The sequence below is a fragment of the bacterium (Candidatus Blackallbacteria) CG13_big_fil_rev_8_21_14_2_50_49_14 genome (assembly GCA_002783405.1).
Classification (GTDB): domain Bacteria; phylum Cyanobacteriota; class Sericytochromatia; order UBA7694; family UBA7694.
Map to the genome: position 1 here is coordinate 1 of PFGG01000069.1, position 15,665 is coordinate 15,665.

Below are 15,665 nucleotides of genomic sequence, written 5' to 3' on the forward strand. Positions count from 1 at the left end.
AATGTTGACCTGTCTGGTGCAGGGGTATATGCCCGGTCAGACTTTGAAAGCCCGAGTAGATGCGGGCCAGCGCTTTCAAGAAGCTGAAATTGTCAAAATCGCTGAAGATCTGCTCGAACTGCTGACCTACCTGCATGGCTTTTCCCCGCCTGTAATACACCGAGATATCAAGCCCGAAAACGTGATTCTCTCCCCTGAGGGGGAAGCCTCCCTGGTGGATTTTGGAGCGGTCAATGACCATTTGATGAATGAAAGCAGGGGGTCTACCATTGTGGGAACTTTTGGTTATATGCCCCCAGAACAATTGGATGGACAGGCCGTTCCGGGTTCTGACCTCTTTGCGCTGGGCGCCACTTTGATTTTCGCCTTAACGGGGCTTGAACCCGGTTTGATTGAAAAAGAAAATCTCAGCTTAAATTTTCGTGCGTATGTGACCGTTTCTGAAGGTTTGGCGGCCTGGTTGGAATGCATGACCCAGCCCGATTGGAAACAGCGCTTTCAGACTGCTCAAGATGCTCTTGAGGCCTTGCACAATCGTACTTTTTTTCGTCCTGGGCCAGATAAATCTGAGCGTGCAGGCTGGAAAAAAACCGTGCTGCTGGTTTTGGGCTTGGGCCTTGTAACGGGTTTGACCTGGGCGGGTTTGCGATGGATGCCAACGCCACCTGCCGTACCCGAAAATCGTGTTCTGGGCAGCGTGCGCTATGCGGGCTCCGCGCAAATTCCCACTCTGGCCCCCCGTTTTTGGATCCGGGATGAAGCCACAGGACAACGCCTGAAGCCCGCCGTAGATTACCAGGCTGGAAAATTTGAAATTCAGGGCCTGCCTGCCGGAAAATATGGTCTGAATCTCAGTTACGATACCAATCCAGACAATCCGATCCAATATCCGGGGGATTATCGCGCCTGGACAGTCTTTGAGATCAAACCGGGGCAGTCTGCACCGCAACTGCGCATGAATTTGGTAAGGCTAATTCATCTGACTTTACCCCAGGATAATAACCACCCCCTCTCAGGGTGGGAAAACCCCTGTGGAATCGCCTTGAGCCCAGGGGGAAAGCTTTCTTTTGCCTGGGAAAGTCTGGGGCCGGGGGTGCGCTATGATTATCAAATTCAGGAGCTGAGCTGTACCTCTCCTGCTGCCTCTGCCTTGCGAATTTTAGCCAGTGGCAGCACGGAAAAACTCGGTTTTTCATCTGCTTTGCCCTCCACACCGGCTGGCCATGTCTACCGCTTTTCGCTTGAAGCCTGGCAGGCAGGGCATAAAATCGGTCGCATGCGCACCCATGGGAGCCAAGACCATGCTTGGGATCTTAACTTCAAGATTCCCTGAATTTAAATTTTTTTTGCAAAAGTTCAATCTAGTTTGCCTAATCCGTTGGTTTTGCTTTTAAAATACAGGTAGCAATGATCCCACATATGGTTGGGTTGATACCCTTGCTGAAAGTATTTTTGCATGTACAAACGCTTAATGAATTCATCCAGAGGCGCATCCGCCTCTCTACGCAGCTACCGGCGCTTGGGAATAGGATTTTTCATGTGTGTATTGAGCCTATTCAGTTGTGCGCCTGAAAAAATCAAACAATACCGAGTGGCCAAGGTGAGCGAACCGCCTCAAAAAATGGCGGTGCCAGCAGCCTCACAAAGTGCACCCTTTCTGTTTAAAATGCCTGCTACCTGGAAAACGCAAGCCAGTTCTGGCATGCGTGCCGCCTCTTTTCAAACCGAAGGCGGTGGCGATGTCTCGGTGGTTACCCTGCCCGGCATGGCCGGTGACTTGAAAGGCAATTTAAACCGCTGGCGGGGCCAGGTGGGCTTAGAACCTCTTGCTGATGACGCCGCCATTCAAAAAAGTTTTCAACCCTTTAAAATGGGTTCTGAGCAAGCGCTGACGCTTGAGCTTGCTTCTCCAACAGATAAGCCTGATAAAGCAATGCGTGTGGCCTTGCTTGAAAAAGACGGCGTGACCTGGTTTTTTAAACTGGCGGGAACGCGCCAAGTGGTTGAAAAGCAAAAAGGCGCTTTCGAGGACTTTCTCGGATCTGTTCAATTCAAGCCTGGGGGCAATCGGCCCCCGGCAGCGCCCGATGCGCCTCCCCCCGATGCTTCAGGGATGGGGGCGGGTTCACTGCCTCCGATAACCCCCCAGGCCACCGATACCAAATTGAGCTATTCCCTGCCCTCTGCCTGGAAAGAAAAACCTGCTTCATCGATGCGGATTGCTTCTTTTGAAGTCAAATCTGGTGAACAAACGGGCGATATTTCAATCGTCAGCTTGGCCGGTGATGGAGGGGGATTGCTGAGCAATACCAACCGCTGGCGTCGCCAGTTGGAAATGGCACCCACCGATCAGGCAGGGTTGCAAAATCTGGTCAAAGATATTCAAATTGATGGCCACAAGGGTTATTTTATGGCCCTGTATACGGGGATGGAAGGCCAAGGCATGTTGGTGGCCTTGGTTGAACAGGGGGGACAGACCTGGTTTATCAAGATGGTCGCTCCGAGCCAATTGGCCCATGCCCAGGAACAGGATTTTCTCAAATTTGTTCAATCGATTCAATTTCATGCGAAAGGAAGTCAGACCTGATGGAAACCCTTTCCGCTGATCTTTCCTCTGAAACTCCGGAACAAAAAAAAGCCACTGGCAAAGTAAAAAAGTCAGTTTCTCCTGCACAGCAAATTTTAAACTATTTTGGCTCTTTGCAATTGACTGTGCTTTTGTTGGTCTTGAGTATTCTGTTGATCTTTTTTGGCACCTTGGCACAAATTGACCAAGGGGTATGGACGGTTGTAAAGAGCTATTTTCGCTCCTGGATCGTGTGGATACCCTTTCAATTGCTTTTTCCCCGTGATCGGGTCGTGCCGGGTGCGATGCTCTTTCCGGGCGGTTGGACGCTCGGTTCGCTTCTCTTGATCAATCTGTTGGTAGCGCATATTCAGCGTTTTACACTTAAAAAAGATAAAATCGGTCTGTTTATTATTCACAGCGGCCTGATTCTTTTGCTGGCGGGTGAAGGCCTGACGGGTTTAATGGCTGCAGAGAGCAATATGAGCATTGATGAAGGAAGTTCTTCCAATTACAGTGAAGATATCCGTCATCCCGAGTTGGCCGTCATCGATGGCAGCGATGCCAAAACGGATCTGGTCACGGTGGTGCCTGAAAGCAAGCTGCGTTCAGGGCGTTTGATCCAGGATTCCCAATTGCCCTTTGATATCCAGGTCGATCGTTTCTTTAAAAATTCCGCCCTGGATCGTGATCCCAAGGGCGGAGGCTTTACAGCCAAGGGCATGCCCGAAGTCAGTGGCACGCAATCAGCCCAAGGCGGCATTGATATGCCCTCGGCCCTGATCACCTTGTATAAGCCGGGTACGACCCAGGTCTTGGGGGCTTATACCACCTCGACCTGGCTCAAAAGCCCACACAAGGTGGATGTGAACGGAAAAACTTATGCTCTTTCCCTGCGCTTTGCCCGTTCGTATAAGCCCTATACCCTGTTTTTGAAAGATTTCAGGTTTGATCGCTATCCCGGTACTGAAATTCCCAAAAACTTTGAAAGTACGGTTAGAATTCTCGACCCCGAACAACAGGTCGATCGCGAAGTGCGAATCTGGATGAACCATCCCCTGCGCTATCGGGGTGAAACCTATTACCAGGCCTCGTATAAACCCGATGAGTCGGGTACGGTGCTTCAGGTAGTGCAAAACCCCAGTTGGCTGATTCCGTATATTTCCTGCGTTTTGGTGACGCTGGGATTGCTCTGGCAGTTTGGATTTTCGCTGATGCGCTCGCTCAAGCGCCGTCAGAAAAGGAGTGCTGTATGAAAGTTTTACAACGTTACCTGCCTTTGATTCTGAGCCTGATTTGCCTTTTGGCTTTCGGAAGCGCCTTGGTATCAAAGCCCTATACGCATTCCAGCTACGATCTGAACAGCTTCAGTCAGTTTCCCGTGCTGTACAAGGGCCGTGTGCAACCCCTGGATTCCTTTGCGCGCAATAACCTGCTTGTGATTACCCACAAGCAGAGCTATACAGATTTTGAAGGCCACAAACAACCTGCGATTCACTGGCTTTTGGAAATGATGAGTGGTTCACCCAGTATTGCCAAAGAGCCGGTCTTCCGGATTGAGCACGATGATGTGCTTTCTCTGATGCAGTTGAAACCCCGCGATGGTTTTCGCTATTCCTTGGGGGAACTCTTGCCCCGTTATCAGGCTCTGATTCAGCAGGTGCAAACCTCGTTTCAAAAGCCAGAAAGCAGCCGCGATTTGGTCGATGTGAAAACCATTGAATTGTTTAATCAATTGGAAGTTTATCGCCAAATCATGAGCTCTGAAGTGCCGCTGATGCTTCCCCCTGTGGATCCCCATTCGGATCAGTGGTTGCCTTTGGGTAGCGAGAAAAAAGATTTGAATCTGAGTACCCCTGCCAATGCTTGGTATAAAACCTTAAAAGCCTACCGTGACAAGGATGTTGCTGGGTTTAATGCCGGAACGCGGGAATATCTTCAAGCTCTGCACCAGACCCATCCCAATCTTTTTCCGAAACTTTCACTTGAGCAGCGATTTAACCTGACTCAGCCCTTTTTACAGGCCATGATTTATCTGGTTTTGGCCTTTCTTCTCAGCCTGTTTGGCTGGATGTTTTGGGGAGAAAGTCTGCGGAAATCGGCATTTGGTGTGCTTTTGATTGGGCTCTTGGTCTTTACCCTGGCCCTGTTTACACGCATGTATTTAACCGGTCGCCCACCGGTCACCAATCTTTATTCCTCTGCGATCTTTGTCGGCTGGATTGCCGTGATCATGGGCATTGGCATTGAGTGGTTCATGAAAAATGGTTTTGGCACGATTATGGCTGCGATCACGGGGTTCTGCGCACTCTTGGTGGCGCAAAATCTGGGCAGTGATGGCGATACCATGGAAATGATGCGCGCCGTTTTGGATACCAATTTCTGGCTTGCAACCCATGTGACCACCGTGACCATGGGCTATGCGGCTAGTTTTCTTGCTGGTTTTATGGGCCTGATTCTGATTCTGATGGGGGTTCTGAGTAAAAAATTAGACAAGGAACTCTACAACAAAATCTCAAGCATGATCTATGGCACTGTTGCCTTTGCGACCCTGTTCAGTTTTGTCGGCACGGTACTGGGCGGCATTTGGGCCGATCAGAGCTGGGGGCGTTTCTGGGGCTGGGATCCCAAAGAAAATGGCGCTGTAATTATCGTACTCTGGAACGCAATTATTCTGCATGCCCGCTGGGGAGGCCTGGTACGCAAGCGCGGAATTGCGCTCTTGGCTGTGGGTGGCAATATTGTCACGGCCTGGTCTTGGTTTGGCGTGAATATGCTGGGCGTAGGGCTGCATTCCTATGGGTTTACAGACAAGGCGTTTATTGGTTTAACCGGTTTTGTGCTTTTGAACTTGCTGGTGATTTTTCTGGGCTCTTTGCCTGAAGAAAGCTGGCGCAGTTTTAAAGCCATCGCAGACAAGAAAAAAGAAGCCAGTCATCCCACTGTTTAATCGATTTTTCATGAGCCCCTGAATGCTATTTGTATTCAGGGGCTTTTGATTGGGCATATTCTCTAGCATTCCGAGACCTGGCCTGAAGCGGTTTGGTAAATTGATGCCGCCCGCTTATAATGAAGGCAGACATATATTTCGTGGTAAAAATGAAGCGACTCAGACTTTTTTTCCTCTTTGCTATGGTTTTCAGTGCCTCTTGTCAGCACCCTTCTGCCCCTTTGGTGGTTTCTTCTCTGGGGGTTGGCAGAGTGCCTGCGCAAACCCGCCCTCCCTCCAGTGAAAAACCCTTGCAGACTGACTCAGAAAAGGCTGCTCTGCTTCAATCCCCAGCGGATGAACTGGCGGCTGAAAACCAAGCCGAATTGCGTTCACTGGATTTGTCGCCCTTGGAGATTCTTCCGCTTGAAGATCAAGCTTCAAACCAGGATCGTCCTGCGAATTTAGCCCAGGCGCTGGCCCAGGTCAAAGCGCTGTCAGCGCAAGTTGAATTGGAAAGTGTCTCCGTCCAGGCGTCTGGGGTTGCTCCCTCCTGTGGCTTGGATTGTCAGACTGAGTTGGCTTTGGCCCAGCATTTGCCGCTCTCTCAGCAGCAGTGGCTGGGGGCGCACAATGCCTATAATTCCAAGGGAATTTTTAAAAACCAGTCCTGGACTCTTTCTCAGCAGCTCGATGCCGGGGTTCGGGTGCTAGAGTTGGATTTGCACCGCCGTTTACTCTCTTCAAAGGTGCGGGTCTGCCATGGGGCAGGGGCCTATGATTGCTTGCTCAACCCGTTTGGCGCACGTGACTACCAGCAGATCTTAACCGAAGTCAAAACCTGGTCGGATCAGCACCCCGATCAATTGCTGATATTAGAGCTTGAAAACCATGTCAAGAATCAAAAGTCGGTAGAAGAACCGATCCTGAATACCTTTCACAATTTGCTCTACCGGGCCGCTGAGCGTAAAGCTGGTTGGCAACAAGAAACGCCGGCTCAAATCATTGCACGGGGTAAGCGCGTGATTGTGGCTGATTTTGGTGAGCTGCGTTTTGATGGCCAGCTGATTTGGGATCAAAAAGAACTTTCCAGCAATACACCCACCAAGGGCTTTTCTGCCGACTGTACTGTCAAAGGGCAGCTGATGGGGACGGCTGCTTGGGGCTTTTACGATGATAAAACCTTTAAAAAGGCCAATCCCCTCACGGTGGCTTCGATTCCCCAATTTTTGCGCTGTGACGCGCGCTATCTCAAAATCGATCGCCTGACGCCTGAGCTTCTGGCGGCACGGCATTTCAGCTGGGAAAGCGCTTCGCCTGAACAGGCCTGTGCCCAGCTCAGCCAAAAATCAGAGCGTTGGCAGGCCCAGCGCTGTGAAAAAGTGATGCGCTTTGTTTGTCAAACCCCAAGGGGTTGGAAACTTTCAATGCATTCGGGTTTCTGGGCCTCGGGACCGCAGATCTGCACTCAGGAATTTGGCGAAGACTCTGCCTTTGAACCCCCACGCAGTTACTTTCAAAACTTGCAGGCCCAGGCCGTCTTGCCTGTGGAGACCAACGCTTGGGTGGGCTATCGGCAGTAAGTGGGGCTGTCCTTACGGTTTCTGTACTTTAGGAAAGCAATCCTTTTATTTTTTCTGCCAGAAGGTGAAGCCATCCCCCCCGCTTTTTTAGCAAGGCTTCGAGGGCTTTGACCTGAACCGGACGACTGAGACGTTTATCTGCTTCAAAAAGATCTTGTTCAAGCGCTGTGACTGTTGCTTTGTGGTCCAGATACAGGGAAAGTTCCTGGTTATACAGAATACTTTGGTTTTTCCAGAGAAACGGACTGTGCAGCGAACGCGGCACCAAATTGGCCGAACCGACGATGGCGCGCTGGCTGTCGGCGGCGATAAACTTGGTATGCGCCATATAATCGTATTTTCCCCCTCGGCCCTGATAGAGCCAAGCTTTGACTTGTCCAGGGTTTCCGGCCAGAATCAAGGCTCTGACACTGTCGGGGTTGAGAATTTCAAAAACGCTTTCATCACTGTGTTCAGAGACAATGATCTCCAGTTGAACCCCCCGACGCAGCGCCCGTTTGAGCGCGTTTTCGATCGGAGCATGGTAAAGATAGGCTTGTTCCAGTCGCAGCTTCTTGTGGGCAGAATCAATAAGGTATATGAGAGCGGCTTCGATTTGGTAGTTTTGCGCATCTGAATCGAGCACCTGTAAGCGGCAGAGAGGCCCTTTTAAAGGCGCAGTGGGGGTCTGTGGGAGCAGACGTCCAGGCCATTGCTTGCCAGGGTTCAAGGCTTCCCACTGTTGAGCAAAGCGTTCTTGCAAGACCTTTACAGCCGGGCCTTCAATTTTCAGCATTAAATCGTGAAAACTGTCGGGCTGAAGATAGAAATCAGCCAGATTCAGGCCGCCTGTATACGCGGTTTGGCCGTCGATGACCAAAAGTTTGCGGTGGTCACTGTGCATGACGCCTTCGCTCAAGGCTGAAATCTGAAAATTCCGTTGCAGGCGTTGTTGGTAGATTTCAAATTTATTCGTTAAGTTTGGGCTCAGTTTGATCTGTCTGAGGAGTTTGGTTTTGACCCCTTCAATAAAATCTGAAACCGTTTTGGCACCCCGAGCCGTCAGGTCATGGTTGTGAATCAAATCCACACGAATGCCAAGGGGGCTGATACCATCGGGTTTCAGGCCTTGGGAGGTTTGTTTCAGTCCCATCGCTTTGAGCAGATAGATTTCAGACAGCGTTTGCGTGGTTTGGCCGGGGTAAAAGACAAAAATCAGCTGGGAAATGCTTTTTCGTGCGCCTAGTAATGCGGTTTTCATCTCTTGGAACCATGCCGGCCCATTGATATACCAGCGCAATGGGTGGGGCTGTGTCTGGGGGTGCCAAGCTGGGGGCGGGGACAATCTGGGGGTAAGCTTCAAATCATAGGGAAATGCATAACGCCCATCAAAAGGGACGGAGACGATTTTTGAATATTTTCGCGCCTCGACTTCGGTCTCGGTCAAGTTGAGCTGGAATTGCCCTTCAGAAAGAAGAGCAAAGGGCTCCCATTTTCCCCAGATCTGGGTCTTGAGATTGAGCATCAGGTTTCCTGAAAAATGATAGCGATCACTGAGGCGTTCTGCCCCTAAGCGGATCGAGGCTAAATCGGACGGGCGTATGTTCAGAAATAATTTGGCATTTAAGGGGCCATGAAAGACCTTGTCGTTTGTGATACAGGAAGTGATCTGGAATCTGAGTTTGGCTCGGTCTGTCGGGGAGGGCATCAGCTGTGGCGCAATATGGCTGGTCAATTTTCCATCAGAGCCTATCAAAAAATTGAAATTCAATTCAGGCGTGCGCAGAGATTCATGACCGAGCTTTATATCCAAACGTTGGGGGGGCAGGGTTACGAAGATATCTGCCTTTGCACGTGAAAGTTCTATTTTAACGGGCCGTTTGTCTAAAGCTTTGCTGGCACTGCCAAGGAACCAGGTCCAGGGTATCCAGAGATATTGGGGACGAATCCTGAACTGATTCGCTTGAACCTGTTTAATTTCGAGCTCAAAAGCGTCGTGAAACCAGCCCCATTCCAAGCGAAGCCCTAAGATATATACCTGAGAATGGGGATCAAAGCGAAAATGCCGGTAGCGTAGGTTGGGGAAACGTGTATGAAGGCCTAATTTTAGGGCCTGCTTCAATTGTCTTTCAGAGAAATTTCCGTCAATTTTTCCAGACAATTCCAATTCCTGTTGGATTTTTGCCGGTTCCAGATGCAGCTGTGCTGAAAACCCAGTCTGTGAATCCAGACAGGCAGAAGCATGGGCCTGTACTGCTGACTGAGACAGAAGTGTGAAGAGGCCGCTGAGCAAAAGTTTTTGAATGACTGAAGCCATTATGTAGTTGCCTTGGATAAATTGAATGATGGAGTCACGAAGATTTCTGAAGTTTATCAGGATTTGGAGAATGGGGTGCGATAAAAAACATTGGAAAAAAAACTTCAATTTTTGATGGTGGGGCTCGAAATATGAGGCATTCATTTTGAAGATTAGAAATGCGTATTTTATTTTAAGCGTAATGGCAGTATGATAATAGATACTTTCTAACATGGCAGGGCAGTATGCAGCTGAATTCGCTTGTGCGTCAACTTGAAACGCAGGGTAAAACGCGAAATGACCCCCGCGAAAAACAAGCAGAGCTTTTCTTGAAAAAAGGCATGGAATTGCTGCATCAGGCGCATCTTGAGAAATTCAAGCAGACAGCGACCCTCAGCCAGGCAGTAGATGCCCTCAGTGCATCGATTAAATTCAAGCGCACGCAACCTGAACCCTATTTGGCCCTGGCGTATATTCTGTTTATCATTGAGGATTTTGAGTCCGCGATAGAGTATCTGAGAGAAACTTTGCGGATCTCCCCTGACCATCCAGATGCCTTGGGCTTGCTTGAGATTATTACCCAAAAATCTGCCCTTTCCAAGTCCTCAAGCCAGCCCCCTTCTTCAAGACCCCCGCATTTTGTGGCTGCCTCAGAGTCTGAAGCGGAGCTCGACTACGATGCACTCTACGATCAGCTTGAGGCTTTTATCGTCCAGCAAGTGAGCCGGGTTTCACTTTTTCCTGCCTTGCGTCCCAGGGCTGATAGCAAAGGGCAAAAGGAAATTCTGAAATTCTATCAGGAAATCAAAGAAATTCTCTTAAGCGCACAGAAACAGATGCAGATTCTTGAAGAAGAACTTGAGGTACAAGATTTGCAAACCCGGCTTCAACCATTGGAGGTTTTGGAAAAACGTTTTGCTTTGCTGCTTCAAATTTCAGAACAAATCAAAGTGATTTTGCAAAGGATAGAATCCGAATTTGAAATTGCGCAGCAACAGGTTTTGTCTTTGGGCGAAATTGAAAACCGTGACGATTTTCAAATTATGGAAGAAAATCTTGAAAGCCTCTTAGACACCACAGATCAATTGGCAGATGAGATTGAGGGCCTGGATCAAAAAGGATATCCAGCGCCTGAAGTGGAGGGGGTCTATGCCAAATTGGTATCAGAAATTGAAAAACTTCAGGATGGAATCGATGAGCTTGCCTCCAGGTGGTCAACATGAATTTTGTAAAATTTTCAGCAGGAACGATAGGAAAATAAAGCATGCAAGTCAATCGCAATACCTATACCGTTCAAACCCAAATGATAAAACGTGCACCTGCACCCACGACAACGACACCCCAGACTTCAGGTGCGGTTTCTTTAAGCAAGGCACCTTCTGCAGAAGTCACGAAATATATTCAGCAGAGAGGCTCTGATGCGGGCCCTAAAATTAAAGGGGCAGATTTAATCAAGGCCAAAATAGAAAAGGCCCAAGAACTGGGCGGTTTTCAGATTGATCAAAATGCAAGTGGTGTCAAAGCCTGGCTTAAATCGAGTTCGCTGTATAAATTTTTCGCAGGAGATTCGTCAAAAGCCACTGACACCAAAGGGATGGAAGTTGCCGAAGCCGTCAATGATTCGATTGGACATACTGCAGATTTGGCGATCAAAGGCCATGAAGATGTTTTGAAGGTGGGATCAAAACAGGGAGATCTGCAAAAGACGACCGATGCCTTGCATGGCAGAGGTGAAGTACCCACTGGCGAAGATGCCCAGGTACAAACCCCAGATGAGATTTCGAGTACGGTTGGGATTGGCACCGCAGGTCTGGCCTTTGTAAAGGGCTTATCCGATGGCTACCATGCCATTCAAGACCTCTCAGAAGCCAGCGGCATGATCAAGGAGTCGGGTGAATTGAAAGAACAGGCCTATCAGGCCATGGGTTTGCATGCCCAAATTGGAGACCTGCTGGGGGGAAGAGGCTTGGCTGCACTGCAAAAACCTGGGCCAGGCAATACCAAAGTTGCTGATGCCTCTAAAATAGATGGACTTGTTACCCAGATCAGTGCTTTCAGCCCAGGTGCTGATACTTCAAAATTGAAAGATGCCTTTAAATCGATGGCGAACGGTCAAGCATTAAGCCCCGATCAAAGAGCGATGCTGGGCGGTCTCAGCACAGACTTGCATCGTACTTCGCTGGAAAGGGTCAATCAAGCCAAGGTGTTGAATACCCAAGGCAAGGTGGCTCGGCGAGAAGCCGCTTTGGAACTTGGCAAAGCCAGTGGCGGGGTGATTGAAAAGGCGACGGCGATCTCTTCAAAAATTATTGAGGTCGCAGATAAAACCGCTGTTACCCATTTGGCCCAGGCCGCATCTGTCACCGGTATAGCGGCCACGGTAGGGGCTACCGTGGAGATGGGCGTGAATATTCATGCCGCAGTGAAGGCCAGTGGCGTTAAAAATGCCATGAAGGCTTTGCGTTATCCCAGCAAAGAAAGTTTTCTCGAGGCTGCGGGTTCTTTAGAGAAAAAGTCAAATGATTTGAAAACCAAGGCAGCAAAAACGACTGATCCGGGTAAAAAAGCGGGTTTGCTTGAAAGGGCCAAGGAATTAGACCAGACAGCAGGTGAGCTGAGAGCGGCCAGCAATGACCCGAACAAGATTGAAGCTGCCAAAATGCAGAGCTTGGATATGAATGCGGCTGCCAAGCAGGTTCAAAAACGACAGGGATTGGGCGCTAAGATTCTCAGTGTGTGTATTGCAAGCTTGAAAGTTGCGGCAGGGATTGCCGCCACCGTCGCTGTTTTTGCGGGGGCCGCTGCTTTGGCTGCAACACCTGTGGGTTGGGCCTTGGCTGGAGCTGCCTTGGTCGGGGGAATTGCCTTGGGCTGTTATAAGATGAAAAAGTCCTACGATCGCTTTGAACAAAACACCCAATTGCAGCAGGCCCATCTCGCGGTAAAAGCGAAATTAACCAGTAGTTTGCCGGATCAGGGGGGAGCTCCTTCTTCCAGCCGTATCACTGAGCTGAAAGCGGTTCGCACCGACTTGTCGAACTCCCTGGATGATGTAAATCGTCAATTGGTTTTAAGCTCACCCACCGATCCAGATTTTGCAGATTTAACGACAAAAAAGGGCAAGCTGACCCAAGCGGTTTCAGACATGGACACCCAAATCTCAAAAATGGAAGCGATTGTCACTCTTGAATCTGGGATGCCAGCATTGCAGCAAAAGCTTGATACCTGCACGCAGAAAGTCGAAGCCCTCAAAACGAAAGATCGGGAATTGACAAGCCAGATTAATGATTTAAATTCTCAATTATTAGCCTTAGACGCTGGCCCTCAATCCGGCGGGATTTTAAATGCTCCCACGCTCACAGGTTCTTCTGTTTCAGGCGGCAAATCCAAAACTCAACTTGAAACTGAAATTCGCCAGCTGAGAATCGAAAGCACATCTACCGTTCGGGAATTAATGTCCGCCAGACAAGAAGAAAGCAGTGCCAAGACTGCGCTTGATACAGCCACCTCTAATCTGGCGACTCAGAAAAACGATTTTAAACAGGCCTATCCCAGTAAGCAGGAATTAATGACCTTGGATAAGGATTTGACAGTTTTACGCTGTCGCAAAGACCCCGATTTTGCGGCTAAAAGAATACTCAAAAATTTGGGCAGTACTGATCCCAATAAGAAAATGGAAGCCCAATCCATTGTTCAGTCATTGGGGTTGAACTTGGATGACTTAACCAAAAAGGCAGTGGGCACTGATGATGAAAAAGGTCAAGCCGTTGAAACCCTGTTAAAATCCTTGAACCCTTCGTAAAAGGCAATCAATATGATAAAGACCCCTGTATTTGATCAACTCTTGGAATTGCTGGAGATGCTGGCGATTCCTGCTCAGCTGATTCCTCCTCACCCAGAAGCTGAATTAGAGCAAATGATGGTGCTGCTCGAATCGGATGAGAAAGACAGACCCTTGGGTTTGCGCCTGAGTTGGCTGGAAGATATTGTGGATTTAGGTTTGGAGCGCCTGAATGGTTCTGTCGGGTTGCATGACAGCTATACCCTCGAATTTCATCTGCCCATCCAGATTCAGATTCCCTCAGAAAAACGAGGGGAAGTCGCTTTGCTTTGTCAGAAATTCAGTCAAGGGTTACTTTTTGGATGTATCGGCTATATGCCCCGTGAAGGGGTTTACTTTCGTTATTGTTTATCGCTATTAAAACGTGAAATTGACGCCGAGAGGGTTGCCGATCTGCTGACTGCTATTACCGAATATGTACACCGTTTTTCTGAAGTTTTGGATGACTTGCTTCTGGATCATCCCTTGCCGGAATTTTTGAGAAGTGCAAAGGAGTCGCTATGATTTCTCTCAGCGAAGCAAGCCAGATTCAGTTTCTTGAAACTTTTTTACATTCAGCAGGAATCTCTGCGCTTTACAGGGCTGTCAGCTCTGAATCTGCCTTTGAACATCTCTTAATTGTCATGGCCGCTGAAATGGCGGAACGTCCGGCCCGCCTGTATTGTGTCAATTCGGTTTTGCAGGCCTTGGGCCAGGAAGCACCAGAGAGTTTTCAGATCTTGGATTTGGTTCAACCCCTGGGAATTTCTGTTTCCACAGCAAGGGAACAGAAATTGGCCTATGTTTTGGGGATTTTGAACCGGATTTTGCCTGGCCCGGTTTTGCTTTTTAATGCGCAGGATGGTGTTTACCTGAAGCAGTCCTTTATTCAAACGGAAGAAGACGAGCTTTGGCCGGGCCTCTTGCTAGAGAGTCTGGCGTATTTCAAGGACCTTGCACCTGTACTGAGCCATGAACTTCTGGCTGTTGCCGAAAACAAACAGACTGCCGAAGCCGCGATTAAAAATCTTGAACAGGCGTTGGCAAAGCCCCCAGCAGGAAGAGGGCCTTTGTTTCAGCCTGAAACCTAAAGTTTCTAAGCCAGCTCACCCTTAGGAAACGATGTTATTCCAAGTGTTCGTCGTAACTGGCGTGAAATTCACGCGGCCGTGAAGGGAAACGATCATTCGGTATAACTTGGATATTGGCCGGAGGCGGTATTTTTCGGCTTAAATCCGCAAGCACGGCGACCACCAGACGCGTACTGCCTGCTAAATAGTCAGCATTGACAGTTTCGTAAGTATCACCGCGTTTGTGGTAATAGGGCGTCATATCCCCGTTGGTGTACTGTTCGGAAATACAAATCACATTAAACCCTTCACGGTGAAAGGACTCATGGTCTGTTTGGCCTGTATTGGTGCGATCAAAAGGCAGATTGAGACCATGGGTTTTATTGACCATATTGTAATAATCCCAAAGAAAACCATCGGGTTGGGCTATTTCGACGGTTTTGTCCTTGTCTCCATCCCAGGCCAGCATGTCGATATTGTGCATGCTGGTGATTTTTAATCCCTGTTTTTTGAGATCCCGGGCCAAATAGCGACTCCCCACCAGACCAATTTCCTCTTCATCGAACCACGCGAAAATAAAATTGACTTTGCGCCCTGCTAAATTGCGCAGAATTGTGGCTGCTTCAAGGACGGCCACGGTACCGCTCGCATTATCATCTGCACCTGCATTGCGAACAGAATCCAAATGTGCGCCGAGCACGATATACTCATCACTGGGGGTATCGGCCATCAGGCGCGCCATGACATTGGTGCCATTGGGTCGGTAATTGTGCAGTTCAGGTTGATAGCCCAGATTTTCTAGGGCTTTGCTGAGATAGGCACGGGTCAGATCCCGGCCCTGTGCAGATCCTCTTTCAGGGATCAATCCCGCCGTTGCGAAGGGCGATTTTCCAGATAAAATGGCCAGATGGCCCATCATGCGTGCGGGGTCTACACTTTTTTCAATGGCTTCAGGAGCCCGGGAACGGGCATTGATTTGCACTAAACTTGTATTTTGAGACACAGGCAAATGGCTGATACAGGCAGTTAAAAGGGCCAGTCCTGCAAGCCACAGGCGAGAGGGGGATTTTCGCATTATCGGGTGAATTCACTTTCGGCCGGGATTTCTTAATTATCCTCTGAAAAGGCAATAATTCCAAGTCAGTGTATTAATTTTTTAAGTTGGGCTTGTCGCGGGTCACAGGATAATTTGCGCGAAGGAGATGGCGCAAGCCCTGAAGGGGTATTACAGATTCAAAAAAATATCCGCATCTTGAATGGAAGTATTTTCTCTGGTTAGATTATCCTACCGCCGACCCCTGGCGGAAATATCGCGAGGCCAAGTCGTCAGGGAAAATTTCTGCCCTGTCTGGCATTGGTTCTGAGGTGGGGATTCAAGGCGTTCCTTTGGATCAAAATGTCTGGATAGATCGACGCAAGAGC

11 protein-coding genes are annotated in these 15,665 nt (G+C 49.1%); 9 read left to right on the top strand and 2 right to left on the bottom strand.

The window, feature by feature from the left end; all coding sequences use genetic code 11:
• The first annotated feature begins 1 nt into the window (after position 1).
• The 5 genes from COW20_19010 to COW20_19030 all read left to right on the top strand — a co-directional run bounded on the left by COW20_19010 (position 2) and on the right by COW20_19030 (position 7,078).
• Positions 2–1,333, top strand: a complete 1,332-nt coding sequence (locus COW20_19010) for a hypothetical protein (protein PIW45729.1) — start codon at positions 2–4, stop codon at positions 1,331–1,333.
• A gap of 204 nt (positions 1,334–1,537) precedes the next feature.
• Positions 1,538–2,587: a hypothetical protein gene (locus COW20_19015; GenBank protein ID PIW45730.1), complete on the top strand. Its 1,050-nt coding sequence runs from the start codon at positions 1,538–1,540 to the stop codon at positions 2,585–2,587.
• On the top strand, positions 2,587–3,822 hold the full coding sequence (locus COW20_19020) for a ResB protein required for cytochrome C biosynthesis (GenBank protein ID PIW45731.1): 1,236 nt from the start codon (positions 2,587–2,589) through the stop codon (positions 3,820–3,822). The genes COW20_19015 and COW20_19020 overlap by 1 nt, the downstream gene beginning before the upstream one ends.
• Positions 3,819–5,516: a hypothetical protein gene (locus COW20_19025; GenBank protein ID PIW45732.1), complete on the top strand. Its 1,698-nt coding sequence runs from the start codon at positions 3,819–3,821 to the stop codon at positions 5,514–5,516. The genes COW20_19020 and COW20_19025 overlap by 4 nt, the downstream gene beginning before the upstream one ends.
• Positions 5,517–5,635: 119 nt before the next feature.
• Complete coding sequence (locus tag COW20_19030; protein ID PIW45733.1) at positions 5,636–7,078, top strand: hypothetical protein; 1,443 nt, start codon at positions 5,636–5,638, stop codon at positions 7,076–7,078.
• Positions 7,079–7,106: 28 nt separating this feature from the next.
• Here COW20_19030 and COW20_19035 read toward each other — a convergent pair whose 3' ends face one another.
• Positions 7,107–9,587: a hypothetical protein gene (locus tag COW20_19035; GenBank protein ID PIW45734.1), complete on the bottom strand. Its 2,481-nt coding sequence runs from the start codon at positions 9,585–9,587 to the stop codon at positions 7,107–7,109.
• 11 nt (positions 9,588–9,598) lie between these two features.
• On the opposite strand from COW20_19035, the gene COW20_19040 reads away from it, so the two are divergent.
• The 4 genes from COW20_19040 to COW20_19055 are packed head-to-tail and all read left to right on the top strand — an operon-like array spanning position 9,599 to position 14,264.
• Entirely contained in the window at positions 9,599–10,576 is a 978-nt protein-coding gene (locus tag COW20_19040; GenBank protein ID PIW45735.1) for a hypothetical protein, read from the top strand.
• A gap of 41 nt (positions 10,577–10,617) precedes the next feature.
• Positions 10,618–13,155 carry a hypothetical protein gene (locus COW20_19045; GenBank protein ID PIW45736.1) on the top strand — a complete coding sequence of 846 codons (2,538 nt, stop codon included), beginning with the start codon at positions 10,618–10,620 and terminating at the stop codon, positions 13,153–13,155.
• A gap of 12 nt (positions 13,156–13,167) precedes the next feature.
• Positions 13,168–13,698 (top strand): hypothetical protein, encoded by a 531-nt coding sequence (locus tag COW20_19050; GenBank protein ID PIW45737.1) that lies wholly within the window; start codon positions 13,168–13,170, stop codon positions 13,696–13,698.
• Entirely contained in the window at positions 13,695–14,264 is a 570-nt protein-coding gene (locus tag COW20_19055; protein ID PIW45738.1) for a hypothetical protein, read from the top strand. Before COW20_19050 ends, COW20_19055 begins: the two co-directional genes overlap by 4 nt.
• A 34-nt stretch (positions 14,265–14,298) precedes the next feature.
• Here the strand turns inward: COW20_19055 and COW20_19060 are convergent, their stop codons facing one another.
• The gene (locus tag COW20_19060; GenBank protein PIW45739.1) at positions 14,299–15,318 is read right to left on the bottom strand and encodes a hypothetical protein; all 1,020 of its coding nucleotides are present in this window, start codon (positions 15,316–15,318) and stop codon (positions 14,299–14,301) included.
• Positions 15,319–15,665: the final 347 nt, after the last annotated feature.

Bases quoted from the DNA above. Each gene is read 5' to 3' on its own strand.
- COW20_19040 (PIW45735.1), top strand. From the start codon at position 9,599: ATGCAGCTGAATTCGCTTGTGCGTCAACTTGAAACGCAGGGTAAAACG.
- COW20_19015 (PIW45730.1), top strand. From the start codon at position 1,538: ATGTGTGTATTGAGCCTATTCAGTTGTGCGCCTGAAAAAATCAAACAA.
- COW20_19060 (PIW45739.1), bottom strand. From the start codon at position 15,318: ATGCGAAAATCCCCCTCTCGCCTGTGGCTTGCAGGACTGGCCCTTTTA.
- COW20_19020 (PIW45731.1), top strand. From the start codon at position 2,587: ATGGAAACCCTTTCCGCTGATCTTTCCTCTGAAACTCCGGAACAAAAA.
- COW20_19025 (PIW45732.1), top strand. From the start codon at position 3,819: ATGAAAGTTTTACAACGTTACCTGCCTTTGATTCTGAGCCTGATTTGC.
- COW20_19035 (PIW45734.1), bottom strand. From the start codon at position 9,587: ATGTTAGAAAGTATCTATTATCATACTGCCATTACGCTTAAAATAAAA.
- COW20_19050 (PIW45737.1), top strand. From the start codon at position 13,168: ATGATAAAGACCCCTGTATTTGATCAACTCTTGGAATTGCTGGAGATG.
- COW20_19045 (PIW45736.1), top strand. From the start codon at position 10,618: ATGCAAGTCAATCGCAATACCTATACCGTTCAAACCCAAATGATAAAA.
- COW20_19030 (PIW45733.1), top strand. From the start codon at position 5,636: ATGAAGGCAGACATATATTTCGTGGTAAAAATGAAGCGACTCAGACTT.
- COW20_19055 (PIW45738.1), top strand. From the start codon at position 13,695: ATGATTTCTCTCAGCGAAGCAAGCCAGATTCAGTTTCTTGAAACTTTT.
- COW20_19010 (PIW45729.1), top strand. From the start codon at position 2: ATGTTGACCTGTCTGGTGCAGGGGTATATGCCCGGTCAGACTTTGAAA.